Origin of the sequence: Pseudomonas sp. B21-017, assembly GCF_024749245.1 — a bacterium.
Taxonomy (GTDB): Bacteria; Pseudomonadota; Gammaproteobacteria; order Pseudomonadales; family Pseudomonadaceae; genus Aquipseudomonas.
Genome location: NZ_CP087194.1, coordinates 3,420,924 through 3,442,158, shown reverse-complemented (window position 1 = coordinate 3,442,158; position 21,235 = coordinate 3,420,924). Strand labels below are relative to the sequence as shown.

Annotated in this window: 18 protein-coding genes and 1 pseudogene; 14 read left to right on the top strand and 5 right to left on the bottom strand. The window is 57.4% G+C overall.

Annotated elements, in window-relative coordinates; genetic code table 11:
• Nucleotides 1-20 precede the first annotated feature (20 nt).
• Genes LOY28_RS15505 through LOY28_RS15495 form a run of 3 tightly spaced genes read left to right on the top strand, consistent with a single transcriptional unit; the run spans nt 21 to nt 3,328 of the window.
• A complete protein-coding gene (locus LOY28_RS15505) occupies nt 21-2,168 on the top strand; it encodes an FUSC family protein (protein WP_258612081.1) in 2,148 nt (715 codons plus the stop codon).
• A complete protein-coding gene (locus LOY28_RS15500; protein WP_018926023.1) occupies nt 2,158-2,358 on the top strand; it encodes a DUF1656 domain-containing protein in 201 nt (66 codons plus the stop codon). The genes LOY28_RS15505 and LOY28_RS15500 overlap by 11 nt, the downstream gene beginning before the upstream one ends.
• 4 nt (nt 2,359-2,362) lie before the next feature.
• Nucleotides 2,363-3,328 carry an HlyD family secretion protein gene (locus tag LOY28_RS15495; RefSeq protein WP_258612080.1) on the top strand — a complete coding sequence of 322 codons (966 nt, stop codon included), beginning with the start codon at nt 2,363-2,365 and terminating at the stop codon, nt 3,326-3,328.
• A 235-nt stretch (nt 3,329-3,563) separates the two neighbouring features.
• Here LOY28_RS15495 and LOY28_RS15490 read toward each other — a convergent pair whose 3' ends face one another.
• The 4 genes from LOY28_RS15490 to LOY28_RS15475 form a co-directional block, all read right to left on the bottom strand.
• On the bottom strand, nt 3,564-4,985 hold the full coding sequence (locus LOY28_RS15490) for an efflux transporter outer membrane subunit (protein ID WP_018926021.1): 1,422 nt from the start codon (nt 4,983-4,985) through the stop codon (nt 3,564-3,566).
• Nucleotides 4,982-8,173 (bottom strand): efflux RND transporter permease subunit, encoded by a 3,192-nt coding sequence (locus tag LOY28_RS15485; RefSeq protein ID WP_018926020.1) that lies wholly within the window; start codon nt 8,171-8,173, stop codon nt 4,982-4,984. The genes LOY28_RS15490 and LOY28_RS15485 overlap by 4 nt, the downstream gene beginning before the upstream one ends.
• Before the next feature lie 15 nt (nt 8,174-8,188).
• Nucleotides 8,189-9,442 carry a multidrug efflux RND transporter periplasmic adaptor subunit MexE gene (gene mexE, locus LOY28_RS15480; protein ID WP_111455248.1) on the bottom strand — a complete coding sequence of 418 codons (1,254 nt, stop codon included), beginning with the start codon at nt 9,440-9,442 and terminating at the stop codon, nt 8,189-8,191.
• A 362-nt stretch (nt 9,443-9,804) separates the two neighbouring features.
• Nucleotides 9,805-10,722, bottom strand: coding sequence for a LysR family transcriptional regulator (locus tag LOY28_RS15475; RefSeq protein ID WP_064618037.1), 918 nt, complete (start codon nt 10,720-10,722; stop codon nt 9,805-9,807).
• A gap of 268 nt (nt 10,723-10,990) precedes the next feature.
• Here LOY28_RS15475 and LOY28_RS15470 point away from each other — a divergent pair, with 268 nt between their 5' ends.
• The 3 genes and pseudogenes from LOY28_RS15470 to LOY28_RS15460 form a co-directional block, all read left to right on the top strand.
• Nucleotides 10,991-12,013, top strand: a complete 1,023-nt coding sequence (locus LOY28_RS15470) for a zinc-dependent alcohol dehydrogenase family protein (RefSeq protein ID WP_018926017.1) — start codon at nt 10,991-10,993, stop codon at nt 12,011-12,013.
• Nucleotides 12,014-12,601: 588 nt separating this feature from the next.
• Nucleotides 12,602-14,092: a hypothetical protein gene (locus tag LOY28_RS15465; protein WP_258614460.1), complete on the top strand. Its 1,491-nt coding sequence runs from the start codon at nt 12,602-12,604 to the stop codon at nt 14,090-14,092.
• Nucleotides 14,093-14,159: 67 nt separating this feature from the next.
• A pseudogene (locus tag LOY28_RS15460) lies at nt 14,160-14,318 on the top strand (PLP-dependent aminotransferase family protein); the annotation flags it as partial.
• 609 nt (nt 14,319-14,927) lie between these two features.
• On the opposite strand, the gene LOY28_RS15455 reads toward LOY28_RS15460, so the two are convergent.
• Complete coding sequence (locus LOY28_RS15455) at nt 14,928-15,401, bottom strand: XRE family transcriptional regulator (RefSeq protein ID WP_258612079.1); 474 nt, start codon at nt 15,399-15,401, stop codon at nt 14,928-14,930.
• A gap of 308 nt (nt 15,402-15,709) precedes the next feature.
• Between LOY28_RS15455 and LOY28_RS15450 the strand changes: the two genes are divergently transcribed.
• The 8 genes from LOY28_RS15450 (at nt 15,710) to LOY28_RS15415 (ending at nt 21,098) form a co-directional block, all read left to right on the top strand.
• Nucleotides 15,710-16,150: a DUF6957 family protein gene (locus LOY28_RS15450; protein ID WP_258612078.1), complete on the top strand. Its 441-nt coding sequence runs from the start codon at nt 15,710-15,712 to the stop codon at nt 16,148-16,150.
• A gap of 40 nt (nt 16,151-16,190) precedes the next feature.
• Nucleotides 16,191-16,655 (top strand): hypothetical protein, encoded by a 465-nt coding sequence (locus LOY28_RS15445; protein ID WP_258612077.1) that lies wholly within the window; start codon nt 16,191-16,193, stop codon nt 16,653-16,655.
• 434 nt (nt 16,656-17,089) lie between these two features.
• Nucleotides 17,090-17,305, top strand: a complete 216-nt coding sequence (locus tag LOY28_RS15440) for a hypothetical protein (protein WP_258612076.1) — start codon at nt 17,090-17,092, stop codon at nt 17,303-17,305.
• A gap of 154 nt (nt 17,306-17,459) precedes the next feature.
• Nucleotides 17,460-18,188, top strand: coding sequence for a metallophosphoesterase family protein (locus LOY28_RS15435; protein WP_258612075.1), 729 nt, complete (start codon nt 17,460-17,462; stop codon nt 18,186-18,188).
• A gap of 22 nt (nt 18,189-18,210) precedes the next feature.
• A complete protein-coding gene (locus LOY28_RS15430) occupies nt 18,211-18,546 on the top strand; it encodes a hypothetical protein (protein WP_258612074.1) in 336 nt (111 codons plus the stop codon).
• 401 nt (nt 18,547-18,947) lie between these two features.
• Nucleotides 18,948-19,136, top strand: coding sequence for an AbrB/MazE/SpoVT family DNA-binding domain-containing protein (locus tag LOY28_RS15425; protein ID WP_258612073.1), 189 nt, complete (start codon nt 18,948-18,950; stop codon nt 19,134-19,136).
• A 293-nt stretch (nt 19,137-19,429) separates the two neighbouring features.
• Nucleotides 19,430-19,684: a hypothetical protein gene (locus LOY28_RS15420; RefSeq protein ID WP_258612072.1), complete on the top strand. Its 255-nt coding sequence runs from the start codon at nt 19,430-19,432 to the stop codon at nt 19,682-19,684.
• Between the two features lie 406 nt (nt 19,685-20,090).
• Nucleotides 20,091-21,098: an MBL fold metallo-hydrolase gene (locus LOY28_RS15415; protein ID WP_258612071.1), complete on the top strand. Its 1,008-nt coding sequence runs from the start codon at nt 20,091-20,093 to the stop codon at nt 21,096-21,098.
• Nucleotides 21,099-21,235 lie beyond the last annotated feature (137 nt).

The window sequence follows — 21,235 nt, the reverse complement described above, 5'->3', positions numbered from 1 at the left end:
CGCTTGCAGGAGATGACTCGATGAGCGCTCCCATGCAACCGCTGCTTCAATACTTCAAGGCGATTCTCAACCCCGGACGCGAGGTGCTGCTGTTTGCCCTGAGAACCATCGTGGCGGGGCTGCTGACGCTGTACCTGGCCTTTGTGTTCGACCTCGACCAGCCCAAGTGGTCGATCATGGCGGTGATCATTGTCAGTCAGCCATTGGGCGGCATGGCCCTGGCCCGAAGTTTCGGCCAGATCATCGGCACCACGTTGGGCGCGGCGGTCGCGGTGTTGATCATGGCCATTTTCCCCCAGGCGCCGCTGCCCTTCATCATCACCCTGGCCTTGTGGTTGGCGCTGTGTACCGCCGGCGGCACCTTGTTGCGCTACACCAGTTCCCAAGCGTTTGTCCTGAGCGGTTACACGGCGGTGGTGGTGGCACTGCTGGCGCAACCCGATCAGGAGGGTACGTTCCTGCTGGCAGTCACTCGCGTGACAGAAACATTGCTGGCGGTGGCCTGCGTGTGCGTTGTCAGCCTTCTGACGGCGCGACCGGAGGCGGTGGCCAAGGGTTACTTCGCCAAGATCGATCAAGTGATCAAACTGCTCGCGACTCACGCGGCAGCGGTGATTCGAACCGAGGAAAGCGAGGCCGATTTCCACAAGCGGCAAATGCAACTGTTGGGCGAGATCAGCGCCCTTGAAGGGCTGCGTCGACATTTGTACTTCGATGCACCACGGTTGCGCAGCGCCAATAGCCTGGTGCAATTGCTTGGCAATCAACTGGTGCTGCTGACTTCGCGGCTGACGGCTTTGCGTCACCAGCGGCAATTACTCACCGAACGTTGGGAAGGCGCGCTGCCGGAAGAGATACAGCGTTTGCGCAGCGAGGAACTGGCATTCCTTGATGAGCTGGCCGTGCAAGGTCGCTCATTGTCGACCGAGGCGCGGCATCATTTTTTGACGCTGCAACAGCGTTTCGATGACCAGGCCTACAAGGCCGAACAACTCACCGAGACGATGCCTGCCACGCTGCGTTCATTGGCCTGGGCACTGCGCTGGGAGCAGGCACGGATGTTGGAGCAACTGGGGCAGATTCTGGAACTGAGCGACGCGATCCAGGAAGGACGGGAAGCCAGTTGCGTGTTCCGCGGCCAGGACAACCCGTTGCATCTGGACTTCACGTTGGCAGCAATGAACGCAGTCCGGGCATTTACAGCGTTACTGGTGGCGGGGCTGATCTGGATCGAGACTGCTTGGGATGGGGCCCGTGGCGGGATGATTGTAGTGGGGATTCTCTGTTCGCTGATGGCGACTTTTCCGCGGCCGTTGCTGGCCAGTCAAAGCTTTGCCAGGGGGCTGGGTCTGGCCTTGGTGGTGTCGGCGTTCTATCTGTTCATGCTGATGCCGATGATCAGTGACTTCGAGTTGCTCGCCTTGTTGTTTGCGCCATTGCTGTACGCGGTCGCGGTGGGGCTGGCCAGTCCGCCAACCACTGGCACAGGCATTGGTCTTGGACTGACGACCATGTTGTTGCTGGGGCCGCAAAACGCAGGAATCGGCCAAAACTCTGCCATTCAGTGGTTTGAATTTGCCGGCGCGTATATCAGCGCCGCCGCGCTGGCACTCAGTGTTTACGCCTTGATCTTCCCGTTCAGGCCCGATTTACGAATGCGCCGGCTGTTCAATGAAAGCTGCGAGCAGGTCTACGCTTTGTTGAAGACGCCGGCCACCGATGAACAGCAATTTGCGTTTGAAAGCCGTATGGTCGATCGCCTGACCATGATGTTGGGACTATTGCCGGCGACCAGCGACAAGCATACCCGCGAGCTGTTCGAAGTCAGCCTCGGGTGCATGGCGCTGGGGGTGGCTTTGAACCAGCTCAGGCAGCAGGGGCAGAGCAATACGTTGTTGAGTACACAACAACAGAACCGTTTGCTGGCGGCAGTCCGAGAGACAGGGCGATTGATCGCCGGGCGACCCGGGGTTGACCTTGTGCAGTTGCTCGGAAGCTTGCATGTCTTGGGCGATGAAATGGACGACTTGCATCTAGACGTACATGAACACCTGTGGTCGGTATTCAGGATGCGCGTGGCGTTGTTGATCGTGGTGTCGTTTCTGGAGCGCCATCGCAAATACTTTCAACCCGCAGACAAGGAAGGAGTGCCAGCCCTTGCCCATTGATCTGGAAGTGGGGGGCGTCTATCTGCCGCCAATCGCCCAGGCGCTGTTGCTGGCCTTGCCGATTTTTCTGCTGTTGGACTGGACCTTGCGCCGCCTGGGGGTATTGCGATTTGTCTGGCATGAAGCCCTGTTCGAAGGCGCGTTGTATGCCTGCGTATGCGCAACGTTGATTCTGATGATGGGAGCCTGATGCCTTGAAGACGATCCTTGCCCGACTCGCGACCCTGGCGGTGGTGGTGCTGGCCGTCATCCTTGGCTGGTTCGCCTGGGAGCATTACACCCGCGCGCCCTGGACGCGCGATGCACGGGTTCGCGCCGATGTGGTGACGTTGTCCGCCGATGTCTCGGGGCGGATCGTCAGCCTGAGCGTTCAAGACAACCAGCGTGTCGAGAAGGGCCAGTTGCTGCTGGAGATCGACCCGGCTCGCTATACGCTGGCGGTGGAGCATGCCAAGCGTGCGGTGGAAGTTGCCAAAGCCACGCTGGGTCAATCCGAAGCGACGATTGTCTCCAGCGAAGCGCTGCTGCGGCAGCGTCAAAGCGAAGAGCAGCGCCGTCGAACCCTTAAACAGCGCTTCGCGATCTCCGGCGAAGAGTGGGAAAAGTCCAGTACCGAAGTCGCTGTGGCGCAGGCGGAACTCTTGCGCAATCAGGCCAATCTGGGCCTGGCACATGCCAACGTGCAGCTGGCGATCGCCGCTCTGACCCAGGCCGAACTGGACTTGCAGCGCACACGAGTCGTAGCGCCTGTCAGCGGTTACGTGACCAACCTGCTGACTCGCCAAGGGGACTACGCCACTGCCGGGGGCGCATTGTTGGCACTGGTGGACAGCGATTCGTTTTATATCAGTGGCTACTTTGAAGAAACAAAGCTGCCGCGAATCAAGGAGGGTGATCGGGTCAGGATCGAGTTGATGAGCGGCGAGACCTTCGGCGGCACCGTACAAAGCATCGCTTTTGCTATCGCCGACCGTGAGAACTCCCCCGGCAGTCGCCTGCTGGCCAACATCAACCCCAGCTATACCTGGGTCAAACTGGCGCAACGAGTGCCGGTGCGGATTCAGATCGACGCCGACTATATCGCCAAAAACAGCCTGCGTGCCGGGACCACGGCCACCGTCACTGTCATGGAAAACCGGGGTAACGAGGCAACCCACTAACCCCATATGGGGACGGGCTTACGTGGCGAGGGGGCTTGCCCCGTTCGGCTGCGCAGCAGTCGTAGATTGGGGCCGCTTCGCGACCCAACGGGGGCAAGCCCCTCGCCACAAAGGCTCGCTCCCACAGGGATATGCGTTGAATTAAAGACCGACAAAAAAAAGCCCCGTGACCGAATGAGGCACGGGGCAAAGAATTTGGTTGGGTTGCGACCAACCAAAGGGGCACGTTAAAGCATTACTTGCTGGCGACCGTCTCTGGCTGCCAGCCGCCGCCAAGGGCTTTGTAGATTGCGACGATGCCGCGATACAAATCGACTTCGGCCTGGGCCTGGGTGTCTTCGGCTGCCAGACGCTCACGCTGAGCATCGAGCAGGACGAGGAAGTCCACGGTGCCTTCGCGGTAGCGAATTTCGGCGAGGTCCGCAGCGGCGCGGCTTGATTCGCTTTGACGAATCAGCGAAATCAGGCGCTGCTGGCGTTTGCCGTAATCACTGAAGGCGTTCTCCGATTCTTCCAGTGCCAGCAATACGTGCTGCTCATAGGTCGCCAGGGCGCCTTCGGCTTCAGCATCGGCACCGCGCAAACGGGCGCGCACGCTGCCCAGGTCGAACGCCGCCCAGGTGATGCTCGGGCCCAGTGCCCAGGCATTGGCCGCCGACGAGCCGATCTGCGAACCGCGCCCGGCAGTCCAGCCAAGAAAACCGCTGAGGCTCACCCGAGGGAACAAATCAGCCTTGGCCACGCCGATGCGGGCGGTGGCAGCCGCCAATTTGCGTTCGGCGCTGCGGATGTCCGGACGCCGTTGCAACAGCTCGCCCGGATCACCGATGGGCAGGGCCTTGGCGATCGCCGGCAAGTCTTTTGGACTCAGGTCGACGGTCAGTTTGTCCGGACGTTCACCCAGCAGGGTGGCGATGCGGTTGCGCTGACGAACCTGTTCGGCTTGCAGTTGCGGCACGCTGGCTTCGACAGACGCCAGGCGCGCATCGGCACGAACCACGTCCAGCTGATCGCCAACACCGGCGTCACGCAGGCTTTCGGTGATCTTGCGTGACTCCTGCTGATTGTTCAGGTTGGCCAGCGCGATTTTTTCTCGCAGTTGCGCGCCGCGCAGTTGGCCATAGGCGTCCACCAGTTCGGCAATCATGGTGACTTGCAGTTGGTAAAGATCGGCTTCGGCCGCTTGCTGCTCAGCGTCGCTGGATTCCAGGTTGCGCTGGATGCGACCGAACAAGTCCAGTTCCCAGGCCATGTCCAAGCCCAGGTCATAGCGTTCGCTGTTGACCCGTTTGGTGGTCTGACCCGGAATCTGCCCTTTGCCCAGATCGCTGCTCGCGCGGCTGGTGATGGTCGGCATGGCGTCATTGCTGGCGTCATCGCGAATCGCCCGGGCCGCTTTCCAACGGGCAAAAGCCACACGCAAATCACGGTTGCCCTGCAAGGATTGCTTCACCAACTGGTTGAGGGTCGGATCGTCGAATTGCTGCCACCAGATGCCTTCGAAACGGGCGCGGTCAAAGTTCTTCTGACCGGCGCTGCCATCGTTGGCGGCCGTGATGTTGGCCGCCTCGGTGGCTGGGGTTTTATAGTCCGGGCCGACGGCACAGGCGCTCAGCGCCAGTACCAGCAGGCTCGGCAGGAAGGCTTTCAGGCTCATTGTTGCGCCTCCAGTTGCTTTTCCAATTTCAGTGCCTTGGCCGCTTTGCGTTGCTCACCGCGCTCCACAAAGTTGCGAATCAGTACGTAGAACACCGGCGTCAGCAACAGACCGAAGAAGGTCACCCCGAGCATCCCGGAGAACACCGCCACACCCATGGCATGACGCATTTCGGCACCAGCACCGCTGGAGAAAACCAGTGGCACAACACCCATGATGAACGCGAAGGAGGTCATCAGGATCGGCCGCAGACGCAGACGGCAAGCTTCCAGTACCGCTGCCAGCGGGCCGAGGCCTTCTTCCTGTTTATCCTTGGCAAACTCGACGATCAGAATCGCGTTCTTACACGCAAGTCCCACCAGTACGATCAAGCCGATCTGGGTAAAGATGTTGTTGTCGCCGCCCGAGGCAATCACCCCGGTAATGGCCGACAGCAGGGTCATCGGTACGATCAGGATCACCGCCAGTGGCAGGCTCCAGCTTTCGTATTGAGCCGCGAGCACCAGGAACGCCAGCAGTACGCAGAGCGGGAACACGAACAGCGCAGTGTTGCCGGACAAAATCTGCTGGTAGGTCAGGTCGGTCCACTCGTAGGTCATGCCGTTCGGAAGTTCATCCTTGAGCAGTTTCTCGATGGCTTTCTCGGCCTGGCCGGAGCTGTAGCCTGGGGCTGCCGCACCGTTGATTTCAGCGGTGATGAAGCCGTTGTAGTGCATCACGCGGTCTGGCCCGGAGGTGTCGCTGACCTTGATGAAGGTCGCCAGCGGGATCATCTCGCCACGGTTGTTACGCACTTTCAGCTGACCGATCTGATCCGATTCGAGGCGGAACTGTTGCTCGGCCTGAACGTTGACCTGATAGGTGCGACCGAAGCGGTTGAAGTCGTTGGCATACAGCGAACCCAGGTAAATCTGCAGGGTGTCGAAGATGTCGCTGACGGCTACGCCGTGGGTCTTGGCTTTTTCCCGGTCGATGGCGGCATCGACCTGCGGCACGTTCACGGTGTAACTGGTGAACAGACCGGCCAGTTCCGGCACGCTGCGGCTCTTGGCGATGATGTTCATGGTTTCTTTGTACAGCTCGTCATAGCCCAGGTTGCCCCGGTCTTCGATCTGCAGGCGGAAACCGCCAATGGTCCCCAGGCCTTGTACCGGCGGTGGCGGGAAGATCGCCATGTAGGCTTCCTGAATCCCGGCGTACTGGCCGTTCAACGCACCGGCAATCGCACCGGCGGACATGCTCGGGTCTTTACGCTCGTCGAAAGGCTTCAGGGTGACGAACACGATGCCGGCGTTAGGACTGTTGGTAAAACCGTTGATCGATAGGCCAGGGAAGGCCACCGCGCTTTCCACGCCAGGCTGTTTCAGGGCCAGGTCGGACATGCGCTTGATCACATCTTCGGTACGGTCCAGGCTCGCGGCATCCGGCAGTTGCGCGAAGGCCACCAGGTATTGCTTGTCCTGGCCAGGTACGAAACCGGTCGGGGTGTTGGAGAAACCGAAGAAGGTCAGCACCATCAAGCCGGCGTACAGCAGCAGGGCGATACCGCTGCTGCGGATAACCCGGCCCACGGTGCCGACATAGCCATGGCTGGCCTTGTCAAAGAAACGGTTGAACGGACGGAACAACCAGCCACCGAAGATCTTGTCCAGCACCTTGGAGAAGCGGTCCTTCGGCGCGTCATGGCTCTTGAGCAACACAGCGGCCAGTGCTGGCGACAAGGTCAGCGAGTTGAAGGCCGAGATCACGGTCGAAATCGCAATCGTCAGGGCGAACTGTTTGTAGAACTGACCGGTCAAGCCGGAGATGAACGCGGCCGGGATAAACACCGCACACAGCACCAGCGCCGTCGCGATGATCGGACCGGTCACTTCACGCATCGCACGCTTGGTGGCTTCTACCGGAGTGAGTCCGAGCCCGATGTTTCGCTCGACGTTCTCCACCACCACGATCGCATCGTCGACCACGATACCGATGGCCAATACCAGTCCGAACAGCGACAGGGCGTTCAGCGAGAAGCCGAACAGGTGCATCACGGCAAACGTACCGATCAGCGAAACCGGCACCGCCACCAACGGGATGATCGAGGCGCGCCAGGTTTGCAGGAAGAGGATCACCACCAGCACAACCAGGATCAGTGCTTCGAAGAGGGTGTGAACCACCGCCTCGATGGAACCGCGCACGAAGATCGTCGGGTCATAGACGATGCTGAAGTCCATGCCTTCCGGGAAGTTCTTTTTCAGCTCGGCCATTTTCGCCCGAACGTCGTTGGAGATCTGGATCGCGTTGGAGCCTGGGCGCTGGAAGATCGGGATCGCCACCGCCGGTTGGTTGTTCAGCAAGGAGCGCAGGGCGTATTGGCTGGAGCCAAGCTCGACGCGAGCAATGTCTTTCAGGCGAGTGATTTCACCATTTTCGCCAGAGCGAATGATGATGTTCTCGAACTCTTCCTCGGACACCAGACGGCCTTGGGTGTTGACCGACAGCTGGAACGCGGTGGCATTCGGCGCAGGCGGAGCACCCAGGGCACCGGCCGCCACTTGACGGTTCTGTTCACGAATCGCGGTGACCACATCGGTGGCGGTCAGATTGCGCGAAGCGGTCTTGTTCGGATCGAGCCACACCCGCAGCGAGTAATCGCCCATGCCGAACAGCTGCACATCACCGACACCGCCCAGACGCGCCAGCTCATCCTTGATGTTGAGCAAGGCGTAGTTGGACAGGTAGAGCATGTCGTAGCGTTTGTCCGGCGAGGTCAAGTGCACAACCATGGTGAGGTCGGGCGACGCCTTGTCGACGGTGATACCGATGCGCGTCACTTCCTCGGGAAGCTTGGGCTCGGAACGCGTCACGCGGTTCTGCACCTGCACCTGCGCGTTGTCCAGGTCGGTGCCCAGGGCGAAGGTGATGGTCAGGGTGATCTTGCCGTCAGCGGTGGATTGCGAGGACATGTACAGCATGTTCTCGACGCCGGTGATGGCTTGCTCCAGAGGAGCAGCCACAGTTTCACCGATGACTTTAGGGTTGGCGCCGGGGAAGTTGGCACGGACCACCACGGTTGGTGGCACCACTTCCGGGTATTCGCTGATCGGCAACTGGAACAACGAGATGGCGCCGGCGATCAGGATCAGCAGCGACAGTACCGCTGCGAAGATCGGCCGTGAAATGAAGAATTGGGAGAAATTCATCGGAGTAATTGCCCCTTAACCGCGTGGAGTCGCAGCAGCCAGTTTCACAACCGTACCCGGCGCGACCTTGGCAGGTGCGACTTGGGGCAGGTTGCTGGCTTCCAGCGCTTGTCGTTGTTGAGCGAGAGCCGCGAGGGTTTCCTTGCTGGCCATCGGGATCACTTCAGGGCTGACCGGCGAACCAGGGCGAACCCGTTGCAAACCCTTGACGATGATGGTGTCGTCTTTGTTCAGGCCGCTGCGCACGATGCGCAAACCTTCGATTTTCGGACCCAGCTCGACGGGGCGATAAGCCGTTTTGTTGTCGGCATCCATCACCAGCACGAACTTTTTACCCAGGTCGGTACCGACCGCTTCGTCGTTGATCAACACCGCGGAGTAGGTGCCGCTGCCCACCAGTTTCAGGCGTGCATAAAGACCCGGGGTGTAGCTGCCGTCTCTGTTGTCGAACACCGCACGACCGCGGATGGTGCCGGTCTTCGGGTTGACTTGGTTGTCGACGAAGTTCATCTGGCCCTGGTGCGGGTTGCCGTCTTCATTGGACAGGCCCATGTAAACCGGGGTAGTGGCGCCGCGTTGACCCTGGCGGGCGAGCTGGTTGTACTTGAGGAACACACGCTCGTCGGCGTCGAAGTAGGCGTAGACCTTGTCGGTGGACACTACGCTGGTCAGCGCGGTGGTATCGGCGGTCACCAGGTTGCCGGCGGTGATTTCCGCACGGCTGACACGACCGCTGATTGGGGACGTCACGCGGGTGAAGCTCAGGTTCAGTTTGGCCAAGTCCAGTTGCGCCTGGAGTGCACCGACGGCGGCGCGAGCCTCTTGAGCGGCACTGGTGCGCGAGTCGGCGAGTTCGGCGGAAATCGCGTTGCTGGTGCGCAGACGTTCGCCGCGTTGGGCTTCGTTTTCACTGCGGGTGGCTGTGGCGCGAGCTTGCGCAACCAGGGCTTCGAGGCGGCGGACCTCAGCCTGGAACGGACGCGGGTCGATCTGGAACAACAGATCGCCTTTCTTGACCAATGCGCCTTCGGTGAAGGTTACGTCATCGATCTGGCCGGAGACCCGTGGACGAATCTCTACCGTTTCCGGCGCTTCCAGGCGCCCGGTGAATTCGTCCCACTCGTTGACCGGTTGCTCCAGCACCTTGGCCACGCTGACTTTGGCCGCGGGCATGGTGGCGGCAGCGTCCGGAGTCTTGCCGCAGGCGCTCATCACCATCACGGCCAACAGGGCCAAGGGGAAGCGCAAATGTTTGAGTGACTGTTCCATGGATGCATCCGCCAATGTATTGAGATGGGCGGATAATGCTTGGCGGGGCGGTATCAAACGAATCGAACGAGGCAAAGGTAACTATCATTCGGAATGATATAAGCCAGAAGCAAGCCCTCTAGCATGCACCTTTCGTTAGCGGGCTATCAAATGAAATGATGACAATTGTGTGTTGCGTGGAGTGCAAAGGTCTGGCTTGAAACCGTGTAGTGGCCTTCGCGGGCAAGCCTCGCTCCCACTGGGGATTTGTGTATCGTTGATCCGGTCCAGGAGCGAGGCTTGCCCACGAAGAGGCCATCAGCCTCAATACAGCATCAGCATCAGCATCAGCATCAGCATCAGGATCAGCATCAGGATCAGGATCAGGACAGGCTGTCCGGATCCCCAAAGAACATCTGAATCCGCGACCTCAACCACCGCTCACCCGGATCATTATCCTGCGACCCGCGCCAGGCCATGTGCAATTCAAAGCTGCGCACCGGCAACGGTGGATCTTCCGCCCGAACACCACCGGCGGCGGTCAACGCTTCGGCGGTGTAGTCCGGGACGGTGGCCACGATGTCGGTGCCGCTGATCAGTGTGCTCAGCCCATTGAACTGCGGCACCGCCAGCACCACGTGCCGTTTGCGCCCCAGCTTCTCCAGCTCTTCATCTATAAAGCCGCTCAGGTCGCCCGCGAACGACACCAGCGCGTGGGGGCGGGCGCAGAAGTCATCCAGGCTCAACGGCCCCGGCACGGAGTCGGCTCGCAACAGTTTCGGCATGCTGCGGCGCAGTACTTTGCGCTTGGCGTTGGCCGGCAGGTCGGCGGTGTAGCTGACGCCAATGGAAATTTCGCCCGAGGCCAACAGGTTCGGCATCAGGATGTAGTTGGCCCGACGCACCACCAGCACGATGCCCGGTGCCTCGGCGCGCAGCCGCTTGAGCAGCATCGGCAGCAACGCGAACTCGACATCGTCCGACAGGCCGATGCGGAACACCGCGGTGCTGGTGGCCGGATCGAATTCCGCCGCGCGACTGACCGCGGTGGAAATCGAATCCAGGGCCGGCGAGAGCAGGGCGAAGATTTCCACCGCTCGGGCGGAAGGTTCCATGCTGCGGCCGGTGCGCACGAACAACGGGTCATCGAACAGCCCGCGCAGGCGCGAGAGCGCCGCACTGATGGCCGGCTGGCCGAGGAACAATTTCTCCGCAGCGCGGGTCACACTGCGCTCGTGCATCAGTGTTTCGAAAACGATCAACAGGTTCAGGTCGACACGACGCAGGTCATTACGATTCATCTGGGGTCCTGGCAGATTCAGCAAACTTGACGTGAGCGACCATATGAGAACAATGGCCGGCGTGAATCTTACGGGGAAAGGCTGGTACTCTGCACAGGGTAATTCAGTTTTCCCTGAAAGGCTGCTTCGGTTTTTACGGCATTGGATGATGTCGCCGTCGCTGCGGAATCAATGACAGGCATGTCGACTATTAATAGCCACTGATGGTCTTGGGTAGAAAGCCCAGATAGAGTTCAGGGCATTAGAGGTTACTTTGACGAGGTTTGCGATGTCCCGCACGATCCGTTTTCACAAGTTTGGTCCAGCCGAGGTGCTCAAATGCGAAGAGCATGCGGCCGCTCTGCCTGCGCCGGGCGAAGTGCAGGTGCGTGTCGAGGCGATAGGCATCAGCTGGTACGACATTCTCTGGCGCCAGAACCTGGCCTCGTCCCATGCTCGCCTGCCTTCAGGCCTGGGTCATGAAATGGCCGGGGTGGTCACGGCGCTCGGCGAGGGGGTCGATGACCTCGCTATCGGTGACAAGGTCGCCAGCTTCCCGGCCGAAAGCCCCAACGATTATCCGGTCTACGGCGAACAGATCGTTCTGCCGCGCACGGCGCTGACCCGCTACCCGGACGTGCTCAGTCCGGTCGAAGCCAGCGTGCATTACACGCCGCTATTGGTCGCCTATTTTGGCTACACCGATCTGGCGCGCGTCAAGCCCGGGCAATTCGCTCTGGTGACCGACGCCAGTCACTGCGCCGGGCCGTCGTTCGTACAGCTGGGCAAAGCCCTTGGTGTGCGAGTAATCGCTGCGACCAAAACCGCGGACGAGCGTGAATACCTGCTGTCGCTGGGTGCCGAAAAAGTCATCGTCACCGAAGAAGAAGATCTGCTGATGCGGATCAACAAAATTACCGACAACCGTGGCGTCGATGTGGTGTTCGATGGCCTGGGCGGCCCGCAGATGTCGCTGCTCGGCGATGTGCTCGCGCCTCGCGGCAGCCTGGTGCTCTATGGCCTGCAGGGTGGTAACCAGACGCCATTTCCGGCCTGTGCGGCGTTCCAGAAGAACATTCAGTTCTTCGTGCACTGCATCGGCAACTTCACCGGCAAGCCGGAGCTGGGCATCCTCCAGGATCAGGCCGCACTGCAACGTGCCCTGCGCGACATCAACCAGTTGACCGCAGACCATGTGCTGCTGCCGCTCAAGACTCGGGTATTCCCGTTTTCCCAGTTTGTCGAAGCACACCGCTACATGGACGAATGCCCATGCCGCGAACGGGTCGCCCTTGAGGTCGAGCCTGTCTGAGCTCTTCGTACGAGCCCCCTTGTATAAACCCCTCTGGAAAGGTCCGTGCAGGCACGGACTTTTCCGCTGTCAAAACCTCCAAAATGAGACATCCCATCGATCCCTCGGTGGGGCGGTTCAGCAACTGAACTGGTTTTTGCTCTCGATCTGTATCTTCTAATCATTATGTAAGCCCTGATAATTGAATGATTATTTCATCTCAAGGAAAGAGTCATGGCTGGGTATCAGGTTGAAACTTTTCAACGCGCATCGGCAATACATGCTCAACAAATAATTCGACGCCGCTCGGCGGTAATACATTTATTGGCAACTTCTTTCTTTATTTCTTGTATTACACGTCTGTGGGATGTTGTCGGAAATTTCCTAGGACATCGCTCGGGGCCGAAAAACACCCGTCCTGCCTGGCGTTGCGGCGGTATTGCCCTGTTTGGGGTTCTCGAGACATGCAACCATTTCAAATAATTACAAAATGCTTAAGTGCTAGCATTTGATAACAACCCCGGCACCCCATTCATGACAGGCAATCCGTCGCGCAGTGCATGTAATTGTTTGCGTGGCGTCGAACTTATGAGTAACAGGTAAACAATGATGACCCATACCCATGAACAGGCAATGAATTATGTTTATCAACAAGTACTGCAGCGCTTGCTGAGCTTTTTCTCTCGCGCCGAGCGCACGGCATTGCAACTGATGATTCAGCGCCTGGTGGTGTCGGCTGGAGGTATGGAGCGTATCGGCGAATACAAGGTGTTGGCGATCCAGTCCGGGTCCCGTGACAGCTGCTACACACTGGCGCTGCTGCGCGCCGCGCAACTGAGTATCGCCGGTCGGGCACCGGCGACATTTCAGCTGCGAGTGGCCACTTTGCGCTTGAATGGTACGGCTGCGACAGCACTGGAAAACATCCATCGCAGCAGCAGTGCATTGTTTCTCTACGACGATCCCCGGGTCGAAATGTTGATGGTCGATAATCGTGAGGTCCTGCCGTTCAATCACTTGGCGCCAATCTCCGATGCCGGCCGCGAGTCGAATCGGCTCAACCTGCTGATGGTCGGGCACCGTCGGGCCTGGAACGGGCCGCTTGAGTTGTGGGACGACGGGTACCTGGCCACAGGTGATTTTTATGGACAAATTGCCCGCTGGGACAACGGCGTCGATGTCATGGTCAGCAGCGATTCACCCCGTCGGCAGGCGCAGTTTATCGAGGGTTTGAACCGTGCCGCAGCCAAGGCCGGGCTTGCGCCGACGAGCCGCCATGAAACGGGCTACGAGGGATTGTTCGCGCGGCTCGATGAACTGGGCAGCGACTGCTATCGCGAGTTTTATCCCGACTCTGCTCAGGCTGCGTGGCGTCCTGCCGAGCGCTTTGAGGCCTGCCGTCGCACGACCTTCATCGACATCCACGACATGCTGGTCAGCAACCTGGAAGAGCGCTGGCCGCTGCTCACTGACTTCCTCGGCTTCCAACCTGACGAACTGACGGCTCAACTCAGTGATAACGACCATGTCAGTCCGTCGATATCCGCGCACCTTCGCGGCTTGCAAGCGCGCTTTGTACACGGTCGCCCCTACGAAGAGGGGGTCAGCGAATACCTGCAGCGGGCGTTGGTGATGATGCGTCGTAAACAATTGCCCGAGCGCTTTTGCGAGCAGGCAGTGGAGACCTTCGGCAATCCGCTGACCATGGCCGATCAGCGCGGATTGGCGACAGCCGAGGCACAAAAAAATCTCGGTTTGAGTGAAGCCCAACTGGTATGCCTGCTGTTCGCCCCGTTTGTCGATAACGGCGCGGCCCTGGAGCATTTTCTTCGTCAATGCCATCCCGGCATGCTGGTAGCGCTGCCGGAATTGCACCGGGCGATGCAGGGCGGTCCGGCACCCGAGCAGGTTCAGCAGTGGATGGTGGATGTCAGCGGGTTACCGGTCAGCCTGATCGGTACGCTTTACCGCATGAGGCCGGTGGTTCGGGATGAGGGTAGGGTGCCAGACACGGAAAGCGGCGACGCGGGCGTGCAAGTCGAAGACATGGACCCCGAGAATGAAACAGCAGTGACTGGCGAATGGTCGATGGGCCAGTGAATGTTCCTGGTTTGGCGGATGCATCAAGAGTGCGTCATGACGTTCGTAGCGTGTTCGGTCATCACCCATGAAAGGATCACGAGATTCCGATTTCGCGTACCAGGCGGTGTACCGCTACCTGAACAATCTGATCAATGAGCCGGGCAGTGACGTGCGAGTGCGCCTGCCCTCATTGCGGCAGTTGGCGGATCGTTTGAGTGTGTCGATCTCGACCATTCAATACGCCTAGTGACTTAGCGTTGTCAACGACTATGTAAAAAAATCTAAATTCTGGGATGCCCGTATAGCAAGGCCTACAGCTGATAATCATCACCAGCATGCTCAACTTACGCTGAAAACGTAAAAATAGCCCCCAAATATACCCGTCTGTTTACACTTTCATATTGGCATCTCGGAGACCACTGAAGCCCGTATTTCTGGCACCGCTGCCCGACCGCAGCAATGCTGAAGGGAGCATAGGCGGAAAAGATCGGGGATAACGCTCCATCGATGACGAACAGATCGAACGTCTTGGATGTCGGACGTTAGGAGAGGGAGGGGGTGACGACTTTGGATTTTGGCAATTGATGTGATTCGAGGAGCTAACCTAGATTGACTTCTGGCGTGCCCTTCGGGAACGGCTATCGTAAGCCGGGCTGCTTGGCGTCTCGGCCCTGGCGGGCTGTTATCCGCATGCTCGCGCGCTCCACTTGCCGCTCTCTGAGCATACCTAAGAAGCCGCCTGCGGAGGAAAAACAAAATGTAGCGCCAGGCCCGCGTTTTCGGCGTGTTCCTACTTAATCGCGGCCCCCTAAGTGGGGCGCGATCTTAGCCTCGACCACTGACTGCGAAATACCTAGGACTTCTTCCAGTATTCCCTCACAGACGTCAAAGCCAGCCCTAACTGCGCCGCTGCCTGCTGCTGCGTCGCACCTTCCGCTTTAAGTGCCAGTACCGCTCGCTCATTGTCTGCGTTTAGCGGCTTGCCGCGTCCGCGTTTTATCAGGTTACCGTCAGCATCGAACTGATCGCTGAGCACCTTCATGCCACCCTCAGCTTCGAAGGTTGCTACGTCTGTCAATGCGCGGCCGATAACAGTGAGTGGCTGCTCACCCTGGCGATGAGCAATGCAAAGGGTAAGCATCGCTATTGGATCGAGGCCAAGGGATTGCGCCAGCTCGTCAAATTGCTCGACGGTGATGCTGGTCTGCGCGTTCTCGAGTGCACTGACTTTACGTCGGTGGGTCGCATCCGAGACGTCAGCGTACTTGGCGCGCCGGACGAGGCGGAGCGCCCGAAGCACACCTGCAAATGCGGTTCTCAGTTCCATGACTTTCTCAAAAGTCAGGATATAGCCATAACTGAGCTTTACGGATAAACGTCAATATAGTGTATTATCCGTACAGCCGACTGCTCCCAGAGTCGGTACACGGCGATGAGAGCGAGTGGCAGGACACAGCCAACCTAACTCTGCCGGGGCGTTCAAACCAAGATGCTCATGGAGGACACGCCAACTCTAGAGATTCTCAGAGACCTGAGAGCAGTGGCATCGAACGAGTGAGGATAGTGATCAACCAATCACGTTCGTCCGAGATCGGTTCCGACCTACAGCTGCACAGCCTGTGAAGGGCGCGCGTGGTGAACACAGAAAATGAATTAACGGAGATTTTGCAGTTGAGTACAGATCAAAACGAAGGTGATGACGAACTACTCGGCGACCCGGGCGAACCCCGCCAGGGCCCCATGGACGCAGATGAGATTCTCATTGGGCTTGTCCAAGCTCTCTATCCGCGAAAACCGTACTGCCTGGTTGAGAACTGGACAATTTTCAAAGTCGACGTCACCGAAGAGGAGCTGAACAAAATCCACGCTGCAGGACAGCTCCCGATGATTCTGTTTGCTCACAATGTTCGCTTTGACAGCGAGCGGCGCTTCGACGTTGGCGACTGGATGCGAAGTACTTTTGCAGTTTCGTTTGAGGAAGGATTTCTCTTCGAAACGCGTAACACGGTCTACGTGTTGAAGGGCCCCGGTCACGAAAAGGCAGCAAGTCTCAAGACGGTTTTTTCTTTTTTCTAGTGTGAAATCGGTTCACGAATTGATTGGAGCTTAGGTTGAGATGTTTGGAACAGATATTGCCGATCAGGCAGAGGACGAAGGAACGTTCGGAACAGATATTGATGATCAGGCAGGGGATGAAGGAATGTTCGGGAAAGGTCATTCACATTGGTTCAAAATCTCTCGATTGCTCCCAACTCATTGGTATCACGTAGATGTAAAAATCCGTAATGAAGATCGGATGACCCCTCTAGTGCTAATGGCTGGTGATGAAACTGCGTTTAAGGAGATCCTCGAAAAAAGCGGGCCTGATCTGGAGTTGATACAAGTGCAGGCGGTGATCCCAAAGTGGATGAACAAAACTGATACATGGAGCATGGAAAAATTGACTGGGCTATCGCTTGGTTACAATAAAATTGGGATCCCAGTGTGTCTCTTGGAAGTGGCTAGCGGAGCAGTGTATGCAGACGTTCACGATCCTCAGTTTTGCATCGACTCTTTAGTTGAAGTCAAAAAAATCTACTAAATCGGGGCTGGGGCAATGCCAAGCAATACAACGCTCGAACTTCATTCCAGACGCCTCACGGATTTTCATCTGCGCAGAATCCTACGTGCGTGCCAGCGCCACTACGATCTTCCCATCACGGCTTACTTGAGCGATGTTTTCGTATCCGGCAGCACGGCGATCGGAGTCGTGTTCGGCCACAGGGAGGTCGATCAATTCGGGCGATTAGATGACGGGCATTTTTTGCGCACCTCCTCCATACGTTTTGCTAGGAAGGAAGGGCGGTTCTGGGTGCTCACAACGTTGGATGCCACATACGTGATTGCGTCATTCAAACGCTTGGATGGACGGAAAAGCTTCCGAGCCTTCCTGGCGGGTATGAATGTGTCTCCTGTGCCTAGAACTGTTTGGTGAGCTCACCTCAGCCCCATGCGGCATGGGTATCTGGAATCGATATGTCTCATGAAGACGACAATACCGTGTATTGCAATGTTCAAATGTCCCTGGCTAGCGGCAAAGAGCTTCTTCAGCTAGTAACAGCACTACGTGAATCAGGATCTCATCCGAAGCTCGATACTGTTTTCGCTCGTATGCAATTTGAGCTGACGATGACGATTGATATTGTTGAGCATCCACCGACATGGGGTGCTGGTGAATCTACGAAGCACTGATTAGCCCAGCCAATGGTTCGCTGCTTGTGGGTGATCCGGCAAAGCTAGGCGCTTACGCGAAGGAGCGATTCAATCCTCACGGCGCATCTTGCTCGCCTGTCACTGGCTCATATTTTTCCTGGCGTACCTGGAGAATGAGCTTGAGGATTCACAGATGAAAGTTCACGTGCTCTCAGATCTACACCTCGAGTTTTCTGATTTCGTGCCGCCTCCGAACATCGCAGACGTGGTGATCTTAGCGGGAGACATACACACCAAGTGTCGTGGCGTGGAATGGGCAAATGAAACCTTCAGATGTGAGGTTATTTATGTCTGTGGGAACCACGAATTTTACGGTGGTCACATCGATCACACGCTGCGAAAAATGCGGGACGCAGCCGCCCCCCATATTCATGTCCTGGAAAATCAGGTGTGGATTCACGATGAAATCCGATTTTTGGTTACAACGGGGTGGACTGATTTCTCATCTACCGGGGACGTAATGGCGGCGACGTTGATATGTGGGCAACTGATGAATGACTTCAAAATGATTGGGACTGAGGACAGCTATCGACGTCTACGCCCAGCAGATGTTGTTGAGCTAAATCGTGCTGCTTTCGAATTCCTTGAGAATGAGCTTTGTAAGCCATTTGAAGGCAAGACTGTCGTGGTTACACATCATTGTCCCGTGGCTGAGCTTGCTGGCGAAGAGAATGATGGACATTTGAGTGCAGCTTTTTTCAACCGTTGGCAATCGCTGCTGCCGCTAGCAAATGTTTGGATATACGGTCACACGCATCGGGCGGTGGATATCGAGTTAGGTGGATGCAGGATCATTTCGAACCCCCGTGGTTACCCAGGGGAAGAGACGGGTTTTGCTCCCAATTTGACTGTAGAAATCTGATCGCTGAAGAGGGGGAGACCAGGTGCACTGGATCAAAACTTATGGGGCGGAGCTGTCTGACTTAAGGTTTTTCAAACTGCCGAAGGTCATTGAGCGAGCACGCGAAGCTGTTGCTGATCCAGACGTCGTTGGCTATTTGCTATGCGCATTGGAGCGTCCTCCGCGGATGACTGGGCTTCTGTTTTGCGATCACGCCAGGGTCTTTCCGGAAGGTTTGCCAATCCATACGCAACCCATTGCTGATCGACAAAAGCGCGCTGGCTATGAAGTCGTGACTGCAGTCGATGGCGGTAAGTATGTCGTAGCCCACTGGCTTTATGACAATGGCGCGTTAGATCGGTTTGATCGAGTTCACTGACGTCGGTATCGAATGCCAAGAGGGTTGATAGTTGGGATTCCCAAAGAGCGTGTTAGAGGCACAGGATATTGATTTCGGTGTCCCGATCACCGGGTACCTTTGCTGTGCTGAAATTCAGTCTCCGTGCATGACTGGAGTTGTTTTTTCAGAAACGCGGGGCCGTTTTTCCGATGGCAGGAGAATCCGCACCTCCAAGATCGAAAGGGTATTCGAGCTTAAGGGTTATCGGCTTTGCGAAACATTTAACGGTAGCCGGTATGTCATCTGCCACTGGTGGTACGAGAACGGTGCTGTGCCCGTGGTCGATATCATCCACTGACCTAGGGCGGTCTTGCCCTCGATGAAGTGAATGCGATCCGCTAGTGAATCATCCCGGACAAAACCAAAGTGTGAGTAGCATCATGACCGAAGTCCAATGCTGGATAGTGAAATGCCAAGATGCTGCGGATGGGAGTGGCGACCTCATCATTGACTTGCCACCTGAGCTGCTCGACAGTTCAAGGCTGAATATCGGTGACGTGCTGACGATTGAAGTGATTGACGGGGCTATAGTTTTGACGCCGAAGTCGAACGACTCAGCTCCAGCCTGATGCAATCAAGCTCGGCCAAATTGACTGCTGGGTAAGGTCGTCAACATGAAAGACTCTCCCACTCCTTTGAATGCCCCCATAATCATCGCTCCGGGCGACGGATCGCACCTACTGGCTGAAAGGGCAGGAGAAAGCGATTCCGTGTCCCAAGTCCTTTACCTTTTGGCCACCGATATCGACCTCCGTCCAGAGAAGTTGAAGCTTGTAGATACACGCTTGGTGTCCCGCATCAACTCCTTAGTCCTCGGTGTTGATCATACGAGCAACGAGGCCTCCACAGCGAGATAGCAGTCATGAAGGTTGGTGAATTAATCAGAGCCCTGGAAGCTTTTGATCCCGAGCTGGCGGTGATCATCCCTAGATCAGAAGGCGGAGGCCTCGAAGATGTTGTTGCGTGTTACGAAGACATCATCTGCAAGGGAAGGGGGATTGCTACGTACGAAGTACTTGAGCCTTGGATTGGTATTTCCCACATTGACCCCACTTCTAGTCAGAGAGTGATTGTGATGGACATGGATCCTCAGGAATCTGGCGTCAACGTTGGCTGAAAATTTGAGTCGTAATGACATGGTTGCAAAGTGGATGATTTCACGGAATTACCCACCCATTTGCATTCGACCTGACCAGTCTTTTGCATCGGATTTGACCAGCATGCTTCGTGGACATGACCGGCAGAGAACGACCTATTGCAGCCCTCCGGCTGTGCAATGGTCGGCCAAACGTGGCCCATCACCAGGGATCGCTTTGGGCCGATATGCGAGCGGCAGCTTCTCTGCGGCATGGGCGGCGAGTCGATCCGCGATAGGGAAAAGCGCTTCGACTACGTACATATGACCTACGAAAAAGTATGACCTGTTACATGATCAGGGAAATTGGGGGAACCACCTGATAGGTTTACGCGGTTTTCTGCTGGCGTTGCGCTAGTCTTCTAGGGAAATCCAGGGAGAGCTAGCGATGCGTCTGGTCATGTTGCTTGTGGTGTTGTGCTTGGGAGGCTGCGCCAAGGATCTCACTGGGACGGAGCCAACCACACGACAGCAAGGACTGGCCGAACCGAAAATAACCTACCTCGGCGTCGGTGGCTGGCTGCTGAACTGGAAAGGCGAGGAGCTGCTGTTCGCACCGTCTTTCAGCAATCCTAGTTTTCCGCCATTCCTGGTGGCTGCCAATCCCAAGCGCATCGATGATTACATGCCGAAGACGAAAAACGTCACCGTTCTGCTGATTGGTCATTCGCATTACGATCATCTACTCGATGTCCCTTTGATCATGCAGAAGTACACGCCCAATGCCATCGCATACGGTTCGGTCACCGCTGGCCACATCCTTGCTGCCGTACCACTCTCGAGTCGGTTCGTGAACATGGAAGCGAAGATGATCCCGGTCGAGCGTGATGGCCGTGCCGAACCTGTTGTTGTGAAATCCGATGATCAACGCTGGGAACGTAACGGGCATTTCCGATTCTTGGCCATCCACTCTAAGCACGCACCGCATGTGGCAGGTATCGATCTCCTGCCTGGAGACTATGACAAAAAGGAACTGAGCGAACTCCCCAAAACGGTGTTCGGCTGGCGTGAGGGCACCACCTTAGCCTGGCTGGTGGATCTGCTGGACGATGATGGCAAGATCGTCTACCGCATCCACTACCAGGACTCAGCCAGCAACCCACCGTACGGTTTTCCACCTATCCTGCCGGACAATAAGCGCGTCGATGTGGAAATCATCTGCGCGGCGTCGACAGACCAAGTTGAGTTGTACCCCGAGGCCCTCCTGAAGATCACTCAACCCCGGAAGCTGCTCATCGGGCACTGGGAAGACTTTTTCGGCAACGATCCGCACGACCCGCAATTGCTGCGAGCACAGAAGGGGGAAATCCCTTTGTTCGAACGCCTGAAAACGCATTACGCCGATGTCGTCGCACCCTATCCGCTTACCGACGTTGCTCTGCCACTGCGGGAGTAGAATCGGCACCGGCGGAACTCGATGGCGAGTGGCGACTCAACTCGCGCCAGTGGATGACTTTACGCCTTCGTGCTGCTAGATGCTTTCGTGGTCTTGGCCTCTGCGCAGTCCTGGCCGGCCAGAATCGCCGCCGATTT